This is a genomic window from Acinetobacter sp. CAU_H_29a_1 (assembly GCF_058599505.1).
The window spans coordinates 1,361,365-1,376,871 of sequence record NZ_CM178655.1 but is presented as its reverse complement, the minus strand read 5'-3'; the positions used below and the strand labels follow the sequence as shown (position 1 = coordinate 1,376,871).

Here is a 15,507-nt window from a genome sequence, read left to right as displayed (position 1 = left end):
CTTAAATTCCTATATTCACCACATATTGCTGAGCAACATGACGTGCGTTTCGATCGGCTTCTAAAATAACATCAAGTTGTGTTGCTGCTTGATGTGGGATGGTATTCAAAGTGTGTTCAACAATAGCAGGAATATCCATAAACCCCACCTGTTGATTTAAAAATGCAGCAACCGCAATTTCATTGGCAGCATTTAAAATCGCAGGGGCTGTACCCCCAGTTTTCATCGCTTGACGTGCCAAGCTTAATGCAGGGAATCTATGCGTATCTGGCGCTTGAAAATCCAACTGATGATTTTTAAATAAATCTAAAGCTGGAACATGGGTTTGAATACGCTCAGGCCATGCCAAAGCATGTGCAATCGGCGTACACATATCAGGATTTCCCATTTGCGCCAATGTTGAACCATCCACATATTGCACCATGGAATGAATAATACTCTGCGGATGCACAACTACTGTAACAAAATGTTCTTCGATTGAAAAAAGATGACAAGCTTCAATTAGCTCTAACCCTTTGTTCATAAGGGTCGCCGAATCAACCGAAATCTTCTGTCCCATGGACCAATTCGGGTGTTTGCACGCCTGTGCAGGCGTTACATTGTGTAATTCATCTAAACTATGTTTTAGAAATGGCCCACCGGATGCGGTCAGAAGAATACCAGAGACGCCGAGTTTCGGCTGTCCGTGACGCTCAGCTTGTAAATAGGTCTGCGGCAAGCATTGGAAGATTGCATTATGCTCAGAATCTACAGGAAGTAAAAGAGCCTGATGATCATGAGCAGCTTGCATCATGATGTCACCCGACATCACTAGCGCTTCTTTATTTGCCAAAAGAACACGCTTTCCTGCTTTTACCGCAGCTAACGTCGGCATTAAACCTGCAGCGCCCACAATCGCCGCCATCACCACATCCACTTCTGGATGTTCAGCAACCGCGATGAGGCCTGCCTCATCCGCCAAAATTTCAATGTTTTGTAAATTGGCTGCGACTAGGAGCTGGCGCAGTTCATCCACTTTAACTTGAGGTACAACTGCAATTTTAGGTTGAAACTGCTGACAAATATCAACAAGTTCTTGCATCCGACTATGTGCCGTAACAGCAAACACAGAATAGCGTTCAGCATGTTGTTGCAATATTTTTAAGGTGCTCTGCCCAATCGAACCCGTAACACCCAAAATACAAACAGATTGAGACATTTACAAATCTACGCCAATAAGTTTTAACACATATACACCCGCAGCAAAGATAGGTGCAGCAGCCAGTAGCGAGTCAATGCGATCCAGTACTCCACCATGCCCCGGCAAAATACGACCTGAGTCTTTAATTACAGCACGACGTTTAATCATAGACTCAAACAAATCACCTAAAACTGAGCTAAATACAGTCACTACAGATAAAATAAGAAATAATAAATGCTGAGCGTATGTTAAGTCTAAATAGAGGATTTCAACAGCAACCACGATGATCATGGCCGTAATCACACCACCATAAAGCCCTTCCAACGATTTATTTGGACTCACTTCAGGTGCAAGTTTACGCTTACCTAGTTTACGCCCAACAAAATATGCTCCGCTGTCAGCACCCCAAACCAATAAAAACAGGTACATTAGCCACCATGGAGACATCTTCCAGAGTGCAAAAATAGCGGTCACAGCTGAAGATATCAGAACAATACCAACCACCTTAAGGGTTGAATTATACCAAGCATCATAATTTGGATAGGATTTAACCCAATACAGGCTTAGCAGCCAACATAGGATAGAGGCAGCCCAAAGTAGAAGCGCAATATCGTTAAAGTATAAAGCAAGTGTAGCAAGGCCAGCACTTAGTAAACCAAAACCCCATGCTAGAGGTTTATTAACATTTTTTGTTGTACGGGGCATGAGTTTAAACCACTCATAGCCTGCGACCCCTGCCGCAATAATCATCAGCACAAACATTGGATAGTGTGACTGGGTTGCAAACATACAACTCAGTACAACGGCCACCAAAACCAATGCGGTTATAATCCGCTCTAACATTTATTAGTTCTCAATTTTATCTTGTAGAATTTGTTCCGTCGTTTTCCCGAAACGACGTTCACGCCCACCAAATACAGCCAAGGCGTCATCAAACTCTTCTACACTGAACTCTGGCCAAAGAGTTGGAGTGAAGTAAAGCTCTGCATAAGCTGCTTGCCACAACATAAAGTTCGATAAACGAAAATCCCCACCTGTACGAATCAATAGATCCACAGCCGGTAAATCACTCAAACTTACGTATTGGCCAAAAATATGTTCATCAATTTGCTCAGGATCTAACGCTTGAGATTGAACAGCAAGCGCAATCTGCTTAGCCGCATGCGCCATATCCCACATCCCACCGTAACTAATTGCGATGGTCAAAGTCATCTTGTCGAAATTAGCAGTGTCTTGTTCGGCATGCAACATTAAGTCACGCAATTGCGGAGATAATTTAGAACGATCACCAATAAAACGTAAAGACATTTGATATTGATGCATACGAGGCAACTGTTCATGAATCGTGTCTTCCAACAGTTTCATGAGCAAATCAACTTCAGCTTGAGGGCGCTTCCAATTTTCACTCGAAAAAGCAAAAACGGTTAATGCTTGAATATTTCTTTTTCGACAATGCTCAACAATCGGGTCAAGGACATTTTTTCCTTCACGGTGACCATCGCCCTTTTGCATTGCATTTTTTTTGGCAAAACGATTGTTGCCATCCATGATGATGGCAACATGTTTTGGAAGAGTAAGCTTATCTTCTGAATCGGTCATTATACAAATTAGACCTTCAACAACTCAGCTTCTTTATTCGCAAGACGTTTGTCGATTTCAGCAACAAACTTATCTGTGATTTTTTGAATATCATCAGATGCACGACGTTCATCATCTTCAGAAATTTCTTTTTCTTTCAACAATGCTTTGATGTCGCCCAGTACATCACGGCGAATATTACGTACTGCAACTTTTGCATTTTCAGCTTCGTTACGCGCAACTTTTTGCATGTCACGACGTGTTTCTTCCGTCAATGCAGCCATTGGAACACGAATCGCATCAGCCGTAATCGGGTTTAAACCCAAATCTGATTCACGAATCGCTTTATCAATTGCTGCAACCATCGTGCGCTCAAATGGCTGAATCAACAAGGTACGCGAGTCTTCAACACCCACGTTTGCCACTTGGTTTAATGGCACATCTGAGCCATAGTAAGGAACCATTACCCCGTTTAAGATAGATGGATGCGCACGTCCTGTACGAACCTTGGCAAAACCGTGTTCTAACGAGTCAAGTGACTTGTTCATACGGTCTTCTGCGTCTTTTTTAAGATCGTTAATCATGTGATCTTCCTTACTTAATTCGAAAAGATATAAATTCTAAAATAGCGTGTAGTATAAAGAGCTTTCGAGGTCACGTACATTAGTTCGTTACGTGAGTACCCTCTTTTTCGCCCATAACTACTGAAAGCAATGAACCTGCTTTATTCATGTCAAAGACTTGAAGCGGCACATTATGGTCACGACACAAACAAATCGCTGTTAAATCCATCACACCCAATTTTTCATCTAACACTTGATCAAAGGTTAAAGTGTCATATTTAACGGCATCATCATATTTGCTTGGGTCTTTGTTGTAGACACCATCAACTTTCGTTGCTTTTAGGATCAGGTTGGCTTCAATCTCGATACCACGTAAGCATGCTGCTGTATCTGTGGTAAAGAACGGGTTACCTGTACCTGCGACAAACACACAAACTTCACCTTGTGTTAGGTGACGAATGGCATCACGGCTTGAGTATGATTCAACTACAGCACCAATTGGCAATGCTGACATCAAACGCGTTTTGATATTCCGGCGTACCAAAGCATCACGTAATGCCAAACCATTCATCACGGTTGCAAGCATACCCATTTGATCACCCGTTACACGACCAACCAAACCATCTTTTTGTAATTGACTACCGCGATATAAGTTACCACCACCCACAACGATCCCGACTTGCACACCCAAACCTACTAAGTGCGCAATAGCCAAAGACATTTGATCAAGTACTTGAGCATCAATACCCATATCTTTATTTCCAGCCAACGCTTCGCCAGAAAGTTTCAGTAAGATGCGTTCAAAACGTGGTTTTTTAGAATCCAACATCGCAATAACTCCAATATCTAAATTTTAAAATTTTATTTGTGTCTTAATTCGATTTAATCGAAATCAACTGTGCATACAGATCATATTCATCTGCATCGGTAATTTCGACTTCTAACAAATCGCCTGATTTAATCTGGCTTTTATCAATATCTTCCACAAAGACATTGCCATCAATTTCAGGAGCATCTGCGTATGAGCGTGCAATCGCAACTGGGAATTCCTCATCCAGCTCATCAACCAGCACCGTCATTTTCTGACCAACACGCTTTTGAAGTTTTGCAGCAGAAATCGTCTGTTGCACTTCCATAAAGCGTTCATAACGCTGTTGCTTAATCTCTTCAGGCACGTGATCTGGCAAGTCGTTTGCTGTTGCACCTTCAACAGGTGAATAGGTGAAGCAGCCTACGCGATCAAGTTGTGCTTCTTTCAACCACTCAAGCAAGATCTCAAAATCTTCTTCAGTTTCGCCTGGGAAACCCACAACGAAGGTTGAACGAATCACCAATTCAGGACATTTTTCACGCCACAGCTTTAAACGCTCAAGTGTATTTTCACTATGTGCAGGTCGTTTCATTAATTTTAAAACTTTTGGACTTGCATGTTGGAATGGAATATCCAAATAAGGCAAAATTTTGCCTTGTGCCATCAAGTCAATCACTGCATCCACATGTGGATATGGATATACATAGTGTAAACGCACCCAAATACCCAGTTGACCTAAGGCCTCACACATGTCATAGAACTTTGTCTTAACAGGTTGACCATTCCAAAAGTCTAATTTGTATTTGGTGTCGAGGCCGTAAGCAGAAGTATCTTGGGAGATAACGAGTACTTCTTTTACCCCAGCACGTTTAAGCGCAGCCGCTTCTTCTAAAACAGAACCAACTGGGCGAGACACTAAGTCACCACGCATACTTGGAATAATGCAGAAGGTACAACGATGGTTGCACCCTTCTGAGATTTTTAAGTACGCATAATGCTTCGGCGTTAAACGAATCCCTTGTTCTGGAACAAGGTCAATAAATGGGTTGTGTTTTGGTGGCTCAGGCACGTATTGGTGCACGGCTTCCATCACTTCTTGATATGCAGCCGCCCCTGTCACTTTTAAGACATTTGGGTGCATTTGGCGAATTTTGTCTTCGTCTTTACCTAGGCAGCCCGTAACGATTACACGACCGTTCGCACTCATGGCTTCGCCAATGGCATCTAAAGACTCTTGCACTGCAGATTCAATAAAACCACAGGTATTTACAACAACTAAATCCGCACCATCATAATCTGATGCTACATCATAACCTTCAGTCTTCAACTGAGTTAAAATTCGTTCGGAATCAACCAATGCCTTAGGACAACCTAAAGAAACAAAACCGACTTTGGGGGATTTCATGAATCTGCGCTCCACTAGAATGCGCGTATTGTATGTCTTTTCTGTTTATAAAAACAGATCGATTCCACACTCTTTGTTTAATGCACCAAAATAAAACCAACACTGTAGTAGAATCAGTATAACGCACCATTTTAAGTCACTTTCAGTTTACTTGATTTTTAGAATCCGCTATATCTTTAGCTAATCGTTCATTTACAGCGCATTCCGCAAAAAAAGTGTGCTCATTTCATTATACAAAATCAAAGTTGGCGTGCATTTTGCTTTATTTGCATCAATTCAGTCCGCTATTTGGAACGGTTAATGCTTTATCAAGATGCCATTGCGCTATTTTAATACAGGATACATTCGCTAATGGATCACCCTATTTCTATCGACTATCGCCTTTTAGTGGACAATTTGACCACTGCGATTCTATTGGTCGACAGTAAATTAAATATTTTTTACTTAAATTCCTCTTGCGAAGCATTATTTGATATCAGTCTTTTACGTGCCTCTGGCCAACCTGCGCTTAATTTACTCCATGCACCCAATGATGAGTTCAATACAGAAGAAGCACTTCTCAATACTTTAAACTCGGGACAACACTACACCCGCCGTGAAGCCATCATTAAGGTCAACTTTAAAGATATTCATGTTGACTATACCGTGTCACAGCTAAATTCAAATAAACCCTACCATCCTTTGCTTTTAATTGAGATCAATCCGATTGATCGGATGCTCAAAATTTCCAAGGAAGAAAACTTCTTACAACAACATCAAGTTGCACGCCAACTCATTCGTGGTGTTGCACATGAAATTAAAAATCCGCTAGGCGGAATTCGCGGTGCTACACAACTTTTAGCACGTAGCCTCAATGATCCTCAATATAGCGAGTTCACCGACATTATTATTAGTGAAGTCGATCGCTTACGTAATTTAGCAGACACCATGCTTGGTTCACGTCAGCTCCCAAGTTATGAGTTGGTCAATGTACATGAGCCTTTAGAGCGTGTTCGCTCACTCATTACCAACCAAACCAAAAAGAAAATTAAGATCACCCGTGATTATGATTTGTCATTACCTGAAGTGATGGCCGATCGTGATCAACTGATACAAGTCATGTTGAACATTAGCGTCAATGCAGTGCAAGCCATGACTGAAAATAAAGAGTTCTTTGTCGACCACCAACCTGAACTAATGTTACGCACCCGTATTCAACGTTTAGTGACCATCAATGGTGTACTGCAACGCTCTGTGGTACGGATTGATATCGAAGACAATGGTCCGGGCGTTCCAGAAGAAATTTTAGAATCCGTGTTTTACCCGCTGGTCACGGGTCGTGCTAAAGGCACAGGACTAGGTTTAAGTATTGCGCAAAATATTATGCATCAACATAACGGAATGATTGAATGCCAATCTGTTCCTGGAAAAACAACTTTTAGCTTATATATACCTTGGGAGTTAAACCATGTCGCGAAATAAAATATGGGTAATTGATGACGATCGCGCCATGCGCTGGGTGCTGGAAAAAACGTTCAAAGAAGAAGGTTTTGACGTCACAAGTTTTGAAGAAGCTCAATCTGCTTTAGACCAACTCAGTTTAGATGCACCCGATGTGATCTTGACCGACATTCGAATGCCCGGCATCGATGGCTTAACTTTTTTAGCGAAAGTTAAAGCCAACTATCCTGATCTACCTGTCATTATTATGACGGCTCACTCTGACCTAGAGTCTGCTGTTTCAAGTTATCAAACAGGCGCATTTGAGTATTTACCCAAGCCTTTTGATATTGATGAAGCCTTAGCTTTAGTGAATCGTGCGATTTTGCACATCACCAAAATGCAGCAGCAAGAATCGGCAAAAACGGTACCACCGATTCAATCGACCGAAATCATTGGCGAGTCTCCTGCTATGCAGGAAGTCTTCCGCGCGATTGGTCGTTTGTCTCAGTCACACATTACAGTGTTAATTAATGGTGAATCTGGTACAGGTAAAGAGTTAGTTGCGCATGCGCTACACCGCCACTCACCACGGAGCAGCAAACCTTTTATTGCACTCAACATGGCCGCGATTCCCAAAGACCTAATTGAAACAGAGCTTTTTGGTCATGAGAAAGGTGCATTTACTGGCGCCAACACCCAGCGCCAAGGTCGCTTTGAACAGGCCAATGGTGGAACGCTGTTTTTAGATGAAATTGGCGATATGCCTTTCGAAACGCAAACACGTTTACTGCGTGTGCTGGCTGATGGCGAGTTTTACCGTGTCGGTGGGCATATCCCAGTAAAAGTGGATGTACGTATTGTCGCGGCAACGCACCAAGACTTAGAAAAATTGGTCCATGATGGTCGCTTCCGTGAAGACTTATATCACCGTCTGAACGTGATTCGTATTCACATTCCAAAACTGGCGCATCGTAGCGAAGACATCCCAATGTTAGCGCAACACTTCTTGGCGCGTGCAGGCAAAGAATTAGGCGTCAGCCCTAAAATTCTTCGCCCTGAAACGCAAGAATATATGCAACAGCTGCCTTGGCAAGGAAACGTACGTCAACTCGAGAACACTTGCCGCTGGTTAACGGTCATGATTACAGGACGTGAAGTTTATCCTGAAGACCTACCGTCAGAGCTGAAGCAAATTCCAATTACCCGCTCAGGTGAAGATGCACAAGCCGCGCATAACTTAGATCGTATTGCAGTCCACCATTGGGACGAGTTATTGGGTCAATGGGCTGTGCAGAAACTAAAAAATGGCGAGATGAAAATCCTCGATATCGCAACCCCAATGTTCGAACGTACATTGATCATTGCTGCGCTGCAACAAACCCGTGGCCGTAAACGGCATGCGGCTGAGTTACTCGGTTGGGGGCGTAACACCCTTACGCGTAAACTTAAAGAGCTAGGTATGGATACCGCAGATGATGAAAGTGAAGAAGAAGCTTTAGAAAACTAAAAGCAGATTCAGCTTCATAACCGACTCAAAATAAAAGCGCCGCAATGGCGCTTTTATTTTTTTAAGCCGTAAAACCTAAATAGCGTGAATAACCTTCAACACCAAGTGGTGCTTTTAACATGATAAATTTTGGGTAACTGGCTTGGGTTAACTCTTCAAACATAATGACTTGATCATCATGTGCATGGAGATCATCAACACTGCGCTGCATGGTCGCTTCAAATTCATCTGTGATATATTCAAAACCAATGTCCATTGCAATAAATAAGGTATGTTCACAAGGCTGAACGTATTGTTCCTGAGACCAATCAATTACCTGTTGTTGGCAGTGTGGACACGCTACAGGATCTGTCGCTTCACAGTCTAGTGGGATCAATTGATAAGTCATAATTTAGTTTTTAAACAAAGATGCTGCGAAGTTTAGCATAGGATAAAGTACCTAGAATAATCATGTCGACTTTAGAAAAAGCCATTGCATTGGCTGCAACCCAACATGCGGGGCAACTCGATAAGGGCGGACAACCTTACATCTTGCATCCATTACGCCTCATGTTGCAATTTTCCAATCCTACCCTACAAATCATTGCGGTGTTGCATGACATTTTGGAAGACACCGCAACGACTGCTGAAGACTTAGAAGCGCTTGGCTTTAGTGCCGAGATCATTCAATCCATACAAGCACTGACCAAACAAATAGGTGAATCACGTTTGGAAGCGGCTAAGCGCACTACATTAAACCCTCTTGCAACCCAAGTAAAATATGTCGATGTACTCGATAATATGAACCTTTCGCGCATAAACAACCCAACAGCACACGACTTTGCACGGCTTGAAGAATATAAAGTAGTGCTTGAAATACTCAAACAAGCGAAAACACTGTGAAACCCTTAAAATAACTGAGTATTTTCAATTAAATCTCTACAATTTCAAAATTGACAAAATGCAACGATCACTTTTTAATTATGCCTATCGTTGCACAAATGGACATGGTGAATGTTAAGCGATTTAGATGATTTTTATTGTTTTGCTCAAGTGGTTGAACATGGTGGTTTTAGCGCAGCCGAACGCGCAACAGATATTCCTAAATCCAAGCTCAGTCGACGCGTGTATAACCTCGAAGAGCGCTTGGGTGTACGCCTAATTCAACGCAGCTCTCGCCATTTCGCAGTGACCGATATTGGTATGAATATTTACCGTCATGCGCAAGTGATGATGAATGCTGCACAAGCCGCACACGATTTGGTCGATCATCTCAGTTTACAACCGCGTGGCGTCATTAAACTCAGCCTGCCAGTATCGATTGCACAAAACGAAATTGCACGTATTTTACCGAGCTTCTTAAAAACCTATCCCGAAATTAAAGTGCAAATGATGGTGACCAATCGCCGTGTGGATATTATTAATGAAGGTTTTGATATCGCTCTGCGGGTTCGCTCCAATCTAGACGATGATCCAAGTTTGGTGATCCGCAAGTTTGAAAACATCGAGCAGCATTTATTTGCCAGCCAAGCCTACTTAAATGAATTTGGCGAACTGAAACAACCTGAAGATTTAAGCCAACATCATATTCTAAGCATGGTTGATGAGCATTTAGATCAACATATCATTGTGCATAATGATGCGCAGCAACAAAAGAAAATACGCGTAAACCCTGTCGTGATGGGCTCTGATTTGAGTATGTTGGCTCAACTGGTTCGTAAGAACTGTGGTATTGCCTTACTTCCAGACAGCATCGTACAAGATATGGTGAAAAGTGGTGAGCTGGTTCGTGTATTGCCCGACTGGAAAGCACCACACGGTATTTTTCATGCTGTGTATCCTTCACGTCGTGGTTTACTGCCTGCTGTCCGTGTGTTTATTGACTATTTAATTGAACACCTTAGCTCAAATAAATCACTTTAAACCCGGCACATGCTCAATGACATTAAGCAAAACCATTAGACAAAAAAAAGAGCTTAACCGAGGTGGATAAGCTCATAAACTTTCAAAATAAGAAACTACAGCGAGTATCTTGAAAACAATTTTAGTGACAAAATGAAGTCTAGACCAATAGCTTACATGTATAAGTTTTAATCAAAAAATATCAAAAATGCGATAAGCAAAGGGTTTCAGAAATATCAGTTATTGCTTTTAAGACTTAATTTAGATTTTAGGTCACAAAGCTAGACCAAAGTCTAAAATTTAATCACCTACAAAACATCAACTTAAATTTCTGGATAAGTGCCCGTGCCTTCAGGCCAAGGTGATAGTAGTTCAAAACCTGTTTCAGTCACGAGTACCATATGTTCCCACTGCGCAGTTAAAGATTTATCGGCAGTCACGACTGTCCAACCGTCCTTGAGCTCTTTGACATGTGCTTTGCCCATATTAATCATCGGTTCAATCGTGAACACCATGCCTGCTTTAAGCTGCATCCCCTTACCTGGTTGCCCATAGTGCAATACGCTTGGCTGTTCGTGATAAACCTTGCCGATACCATGACCACAATACTCGCGTACCACACTATAACCTTCACGGTGCGCAACTGTCTGGATGGCATAACCAATATCACCCAAAGTGGCACCTTGCTTCACAGCATGAATACCTGCAACCATCGCCTCATAAGTCGTATCGACTAGCTTTTTGGCTTCCGGTTTCACTGTACCGACATAGTACATACGACTGGTATCACCAAAGTAGCCATCTTTAATAATCGCCACATCAATATTAATAATATCGCCATCTTTGAGTACAACATTCGGCGATGGAATACCGTGACAGACCACTTCATTTGGAGAAATACAAGTGGTTTTAGTATAGCCATGATAACCAATATTGGCAGGCGTCACTTTTAAGGTATTTACAATGAAGTCATGACAAATATCATCCAGATATTCAGTCGTAACACCCGGCTTTACATGTTCACCAATCATCGCTAAAACTTCGGCAGCCAAACGACCAGATATACGAAGTTTTTCTACATCTTGTTCAGTTTTTATGCTCACATTTAAGCCACGCATTGAAATATCCTCAATTATGAAGTCGCAAGTATAGACCTTTTCTCAATATTTTTGTTCAAACTTAAATCTTAGGGTAGCCTCCAACAACCGGCCTTTAAAAAATTTGTGTAATTTTAAAGCATTTGCACTACAACTTTTAATTTAGGAAAAATAGCGCCTCAAGCTTTTAATATTTATAATTTTTCTATTTTAAAATGGATAATCAATCACATATATCAACCTATTTTTTACAAGTTGATATATTCACTTTTCATCTTATAAAAAAATTTAATACTACCCATGAAATAAATTAGCCAAAAAAACACTTATGCACTAAAATCGTCCCCTTTGTTCAACTCGATCTCCCTTTTATGACAAGTCTGCGTACTCGGGATATTGTTGCTTTGGGTTTTATGACTTTCGCACTCTTCATTGGTGCGGGCAACATTATCTTTCCACCGATTGTGGCTCAACAAGCGGGTGAGCATGTATGGCTAGCAGCTTTTGGTTTCTTAATCACTGCTGTGGGCTTACCTGTAATCACCATTATTGCGCTGTCACGTGTCGAAGGTTCGATTCAAATTTTAAGTTCACCTTTGGGTAAAATAGCCAGCCTGATTTTAACCATTACGTGTTACCTAACTGTCGGGCCACTCTTTGCGACACCACGTACTGCAACCGTTTCTTATGAAATTGGTTTTTCATCTTATCTTGGAACATCAAGCAGTAGCTTGCTGATCTACAGTGCAATCTACTTTAGTGTAGTCACCCTCATTTCACTGTATCCAAACAAGATTTTAGACACGGTTGGTTATGTACTCTCGCCACTGAAGATTTTATCTTTAGCCATCCTTGGCATTGCGGCGATGATGATTCCAACGGGTTTCGTTCCGCCAGCCATCAATAATTATGTCGACAGCCCTGTTTCTGAAGGTTTTGTAAATGGTTATTTAACCATGGACACTTTAGGCGCTTTGGTTTTTGGTATTGTGATTATTCAAGCCATTCGTTCACGCGGTGTCAGCAACCCTAAACTGATCACGCGTTATGCGATTATTGCGAGTATCATTTCTGGTATTGGTTTAACTGTAGTTTATCTCAGCTTATTTAAACTTGGCCTTGGAAGCCATGAAGTCGCAGCAAATGCGAGCAATGGTGCAGTGATCCTGCATGCATATGTTCAACATGCATTTGGTGACTTAGGTTCTATTTTCCTTTCTGCCATGATTTTTATTGCGTGTATGGTCACTGCGATTGGCCTGACCTGTGCATGTGCTGAATATTTCAGTTCAATCACTAAAATTGGCTATAAAGTTTGGGTTTTCATTCTGATTGGTTTCTCTTTCATTATTTCAAACTTAGGTTTAACCAAACTCATCGCCTTTTCAGTGCCTGTTTTAAGTGCAATTTATCCACCTGCAATTGTGGTGATTATGCTGAGCTTTGGCTGGAAATTCTTTAATCATCCTCGCCGAGTGATTGCCCCTGTTACAGCAGTGTCTTTGGTCTTTGGTCTTCTAGACGGTTTAAAAGTAGCAAACTTTGAACTACCTTATGCACTGACTCACTTACCTCTTGCAGAGCAAAACCTTGCATGGCTTATCCCATCATTGGTGGTTTTTGTAATTGCTGTTGTAATCGACAAAGTGAAAAAGTAAGCAAAAACTGATGTTGTTAAAATCTGGTTTTACCCAAACCTGATTTTAAGCATGATCAATATTTGTCACATTTTATCCAAATGGACACATATTGTTTCATTTCTTTCTACATCAGTTTTTGTACATACTGACACATTTCATATACACCGCTAAAGTCGTATATCAACTCCTTCATATCTCTTCTAAATTTAATATTAGAAAATAAAAAATTCTTTAAAGCCTGTCCTAGTAAGCCATTCATGGCATCAATATTGCTTTATACAATCTATGTATAAGCTTACATACATCAGTTATTTGTCATCTTATACCGTAACGAAATACTATTTATTCACTAAAAAAATGCTACATACATATTTTCTGATTGGTATAGCATAATTTCTCTGAAAAATAGTTGTTTTTGCTCTTGATCAACGCAAGTTTTAGCAGTACAACATTTAGAACTAATCCGACTAAACACATTGGTTTTTAGTCAAAAACTCAAGGAGGGATGGAGATGTTATCATTACATTTCAACAAGCAAGTCTTCATTAACGCTCTGAAGGCAAACAAGAATATGGTGACGTATTTAAGTACCACCATTGCCCTAATGGTCATTATGATCATGCATGGCTTAATTCAAGGTAACCTTAAAGCTGAATATTTTGCTTACGCTATCGTCGTATCATTTGCCTTTTATTTATGGGCAGTCGTCGATCAAAAATTCCGAAAGGCCACACAGTCAATTGACTAGCAAACAGGTGGATGATTAGTCATCCACCTTTGTAAAAGTATAAAAATTAAAAAGCTATAAGAACAACTTAAAATAAACCTAAAAACATTCCCCACAACAAACCCAACGTCGCTACAATTTCCCCCACAACCAATGCCATCATTGCCATCAGCATGATTGATTTGGGCAAAGTCCATTTGCCTAAAACATGCGGACTACGAAATTGGTTATTGGTGTCTTGCAATACCCCATGCACAATATAGCTCAGTATAGAGAAGCTAAAAAAGAATAAATTGATTCCCACAAACAGCATATTCACAGGTTCAGGCCAGACTGAAATTGCGGCCATTACCGCAATAATTAAACTTGCAGGTGCATATAACAAACTGCTGCGGTGTGCGATATCAACATAATAATGCGCACGAAACTGTGGTGAATGGCGAATTTGCGCATATTTCCATACCCCTGTCAGCATCCCAACAAACAGAAAAATCCCACTAAACAAAAGTGCAAATTTTACCGACATATCTAATTCAACAAACTGCATGTGTTTTCCTTTTTTATTTTCACCCTATTCTATACAGATCTACTTGACTTCAAAGTCATAGATTAGACAAGTTTCTTTTTGGAACTTAGGTAGAGTAGAAAAAAATTCTATGCTTAACCGATTATGCAAAATTACGAAACTTTAGCTATCACCTGCTCTGACCATTATTCACTCAGTGGACGCTTTTATGCAGCCCAAGGTACACAGCAAGCCCTACCTGTTTTAATCTGCCCTGCCACAGGTATTACCCAGCAGTTTTACCACCATTTTGCATCATGGCTTGCCGAACAAGACTATGCCGTTTTGGTTTTTGATTTTCGCGGCATTGGTGAGTCTCTGCATGAACCACTTAAAAAGTCGAAAGCCAGCATCGTGCAATGGGGGCAATTGGACATTCCAGCGGCGATGGAGGTGTTATTGAATAAGACCCAAGCGACACAAGTGATTTTGCTCGGTCATAGTGCAGGTGGGCAACTTTTAGGTATTAACCCAAACTATGAAAAAGTCGCAAAAGTTGTTGCTGTTGCAGGATCAACAGGTCACGTAAAAGATTTGAAAGGTCGTACTAAACTTCTGGCTCCTGTGATGTTTAAACTGATCTTTCCTATTGCACGTTATACCTTAGGTTACGGACCGACCAATGCCATTGGCATGGGCGAAAACCTACCCAAAGATGTGGCACGTGATTGGGCACAGTTTTGCAGCAAACCTGGTTATGTCATCAATGCCTTAGGCAAAACTGTACAAGATGATTTCCACCGTGATATTCGCTGTCCAATTACAGCCATTTGGGCCTCGGATGATGAAATTGCCACACAAGTGAATGTTAAAGGCTTACTCAGCCTTTACCCAAATGCACAAACAGATCAAATTGAACTCAAACCACAGGCTTATGGTCATAAAGTCATTGGACATATGGCGATGTTTAAGCGCTCCCATCAAAACTTATGGCCTGAAATTGCAGCACAGCTTTCATCTTAAGGCGGTACATATCAAGCCAAGCCTATCGCCAGTTCAAGCAGCACTTACTTGACTGGCTTTATTTTCACCGCAAAACTGCAGCTTTCAGATAAAAACCAACGCTATTGATAAATTTAATTTCATTAATCGATAAATAAATATTATATTTCCACCACGAATTTTTATTAA

General features: G+C 41.1%; 16 protein-coding genes. 7 read left to right on the top strand and 9 right to left on the bottom strand.

Features of this window, described 5'->3' with window-relative positions:
* Position 1 precedes the first annotated feature (1 nt).
* The 6 genes from ispC to rimO all read right to left on the bottom strand — a co-directional run bounded on the left by ispC (position 2) and on the right by rimO (position 5,537).
* Positions 2 to 1,198: a 1-deoxy-D-xylulose-5-phosphate reductoisomerase gene (ispC, locus tag AC4MDD_RS06805; RefSeq protein WP_335999093.1), complete on the bottom strand. Its 1,197-nt coding sequence runs from the start codon at positions 1,196 to 1,198 to the stop codon at positions 2 to 4.
* Positions 1,199 to 2,023 (bottom strand): phosphatidate cytidylyltransferase, encoded by an 825-nt coding sequence (locus tag AC4MDD_RS06800; RefSeq protein ID WP_114837241.1) that lies wholly within the window; start codon positions 2,021 to 2,023, stop codon positions 1,199 to 1,201.
* A 3-nt stretch (positions 2,024 to 2,026) separates the two neighbouring features.
* Positions 2,027 to 2,779 (bottom strand): polyprenyl diphosphate synthase, encoded by a 753-nt coding sequence (uppS, locus tag AC4MDD_RS06795; RefSeq protein ID WP_004696563.1) that lies wholly within the window; start codon positions 2,777 to 2,779, stop codon positions 2,027 to 2,029.
* A gap of 8 nt (positions 2,780 to 2,787) precedes the next feature.
* Positions 2,788 to 3,342: a ribosome recycling factor gene (gene frr / locus AC4MDD_RS06790; protein WP_004981941.1), complete on the bottom strand. Its 555-nt coding sequence runs from the start codon at positions 3,340 to 3,342 to the stop codon at positions 2,788 to 2,790.
* Positions 3,343 to 3,421: 79 nt separating this feature from the next.
* Positions 3,422 to 4,150, bottom strand: coding sequence for a UMP kinase (pyrH, locus tag AC4MDD_RS06785; protein ID WP_004696558.1), 729 nt, complete (start codon positions 4,148 to 4,150; stop codon positions 3,422 to 3,424).
* A gap of 43 nt (positions 4,151 to 4,193) precedes the next feature.
* Entirely contained in the window at positions 4,194 to 5,537 is a 1,344-nt protein-coding gene (gene rimO / locus AC4MDD_RS06780; RefSeq protein WP_148825854.1) for a 30S ribosomal protein S12 methylthiotransferase RimO, read from the bottom strand.
* A gap of 351 nt (positions 5,538 to 5,888) precedes the next feature.
* Between rimO and glnL the strand changes: the two genes are divergently transcribed.
* Positions 5,889 to 6,998: a nitrogen regulation protein NR(II) gene (gene glnL, locus AC4MDD_RS06775; RefSeq protein ID WP_004696555.1), complete on the top strand. Its 1,110-nt coding sequence runs from the start codon at positions 5,889 to 5,891 to the stop codon at positions 6,996 to 6,998.
* The gene (glnG, locus tag AC4MDD_RS06770; protein WP_004981946.1) at positions 6,985 to 8,466 is read left to right on the top strand and encodes a nitrogen regulation protein NR(I); all 1,482 of its coding nucleotides are present in this window, start codon (positions 6,985 to 6,987) and stop codon (positions 8,464 to 8,466) included. Before glnL ends, glnG begins: the two co-directional genes overlap by 14 nt.
* A 61-nt stretch (positions 8,467 to 8,527) precedes the next feature.
* On the opposite strand, the gene AC4MDD_RS06765 is transcribed toward glnG, so the two are convergent.
* On the bottom strand, positions 8,528 to 8,854 hold the full coding sequence (locus tag AC4MDD_RS06765; RefSeq protein ID WP_004696551.1) for a hypothetical protein: 327 nt from the start codon (positions 8,852 to 8,854) through the stop codon (positions 8,528 to 8,530).
* Positions 8,855 to 8,916: 62 nt separating this feature from the next.
* Here AC4MDD_RS06765 and AC4MDD_RS06760 point away from each other — a divergent pair, with 62 nt between their 5' ends.
* A complete protein-coding gene (locus AC4MDD_RS06760; RefSeq protein ID WP_491882443.1) occupies positions 8,917 to 9,348 on the top strand; it encodes a phosphohydrolase in 432 nt (143 codons plus the stop codon).
* Positions 9,349 to 9,459: 111 nt separating this feature from the next.
* Positions 9,460 to 10,368, top strand: a complete 909-nt coding sequence (locus AC4MDD_RS06755) for a LysR family transcriptional regulator (RefSeq protein ID WP_004981950.1) — start codon at positions 9,460 to 9,462, stop codon at positions 10,366 to 10,368.
* Between the two features lie 302 nt (positions 10,369 to 10,670).
* Here the strand turns inward: AC4MDD_RS06755 and map are convergent, their stop codons facing one another.
* Positions 10,671 to 11,465: a type I methionyl aminopeptidase gene (gene map / locus AC4MDD_RS06750; RefSeq protein ID WP_114837234.1), complete on the bottom strand. Its 795-nt coding sequence runs from the start codon at positions 11,463 to 11,465 to the stop codon at positions 10,671 to 10,673.
* A 350-nt stretch (positions 11,466 to 11,815) separates the two neighbouring features.
* On the opposite strand from map, the gene brnQ reads away from it, so the two are divergent.
* Together brnQ and AC4MDD_RS06740 are read left to right on the top strand one after the other, a co-directional pair.
* Positions 11,816 to 13,102 (top strand): branched-chain amino acid transport system II carrier protein, encoded by a 1,287-nt coding sequence (gene brnQ, locus AC4MDD_RS06745; RefSeq protein ID WP_491882442.1) that lies wholly within the window; start codon positions 11,816 to 11,818, stop codon positions 13,100 to 13,102.
* 493 nt (positions 13,103 to 13,595) lie between these two features.
* Positions 13,596 to 13,832 carry a hypothetical protein gene (locus AC4MDD_RS06740; protein WP_004696541.1) on the top strand — a complete coding sequence of 79 codons (237 nt, stop codon included), beginning with the start codon at positions 13,596 to 13,598 and terminating at the stop codon, positions 13,830 to 13,832.
* Between the two features lie 67 nt (positions 13,833 to 13,899).
* Here the strand turns inward: AC4MDD_RS06740 and AC4MDD_RS06735 are convergent, their stop codons facing one another.
* Complete coding sequence (locus tag AC4MDD_RS06735) at positions 13,900 to 14,358, bottom strand: hypothetical protein (protein ID WP_078424894.1); 459 nt, start codon at positions 14,356 to 14,358, stop codon at positions 13,900 to 13,902.
* A 123-nt stretch (positions 14,359 to 14,481) separates the two neighbouring features.
* Here AC4MDD_RS06735 and AC4MDD_RS06730 point away from each other — a divergent pair, with 123 nt between their 5' ends.
* The gene (locus AC4MDD_RS06730; protein ID WP_491882441.1) at positions 14,482 to 15,339 is read left to right on the top strand and encodes an alpha/beta hydrolase family protein; all 858 of its coding nucleotides are present in this window, start codon (positions 14,482 to 14,484) and stop codon (positions 15,337 to 15,339) included.
* The last annotated feature ends 168 nt before the right edge of the window (positions 15,340 to 15,507 follow it).

Coding starts and splice junctions, on each gene's coding strand:
- AC4MDD_RS06740 (WP_004696541.1), top strand. CDS start 13,596: ATGTTATCATTACATTTCAACAAGCAAGTCTTCATTAACGCTCTGAAG.
- AC4MDD_RS06735 (WP_078424894.1), bottom strand. CDS start 14,358: ATGCAGTTTGTTGAATTAGATATGTCGGTAAAATTTGCACTTTTGTTT.
- AC4MDD_RS06730 (WP_491882441.1), top strand. CDS start 14,482: ATGCAAAATTACGAAACTTTAGCTATCACCTGCTCTGACCATTATTCA.
- map (WP_114837234.1), bottom strand. CDS start 11,465: ATGCGTGGCTTAAATGTGAGCATAAAAACTGAACAAGATGTAGAAAAA.
- brnQ (WP_491882442.1), top strand. CDS start 11,816: ATGACAAGTCTGCGTACTCGGGATATTGTTGCTTTGGGTTTTATGACT.
- pyrH (WP_004696558.1), bottom strand. CDS start 4,150: ATGTTGGATTCTAAAAAACCACGTTTTGAACGCATCTTACTGAAACTT.
- rimO (WP_148825854.1), bottom strand. CDS start 5,537: ATGAAATCCCCCAAAGTCGGTTTTGTTTCTTTAGGTTGTCCTAAGGCA.
- frr (WP_004981941.1), bottom strand. CDS start 3,342: ATGATTAACGATCTTAAAAAAGACGCAGAAGACCGTATGAACAAGTCA.
- ispC (WP_335999093.1), bottom strand. CDS start 1,198: ATGTCTCAATCTGTTTGTATTTTGGGTGTTACGGGTTCGATTGGGCAG.
- glnL (WP_004696555.1), top strand. CDS start 5,889: ATGGATCACCCTATTTCTATCGACTATCGCCTTTTAGTGGACAATTTG.
- AC4MDD_RS06765 (WP_004696551.1), bottom strand. CDS start 8,854: ATGACTTATCAATTGATCCCACTAGACTGTGAAGCGACAGATCCTGTA.
- uppS (WP_004696563.1), bottom strand. CDS start 2,779: ATGACCGATTCAGAAGATAAGCTTACTCTTCCAAAACATGTTGCCATC.
- glnG (WP_004981946.1), top strand. CDS start 6,985: ATGTCGCGAAATAAAATATGGGTAATTGATGACGATCGCGCCATGCGC.
- AC4MDD_RS06755 (WP_004981950.1), top strand. CDS start 9,460: ATGTTAAGCGATTTAGATGATTTTTATTGTTTTGCTCAAGTGGTTGAA.
- AC4MDD_RS06800 (WP_114837241.1), bottom strand. CDS start 2,023: ATGTTAGAGCGGATTATAACCGCATTGGTTTTGGTGGCCGTTGTACTG.
- AC4MDD_RS06760 (WP_491882443.1), top strand. CDS start 8,917: ATGTCGACTTTAGAAAAAGCCATTGCATTGGCTGCAACCCAACATGCG.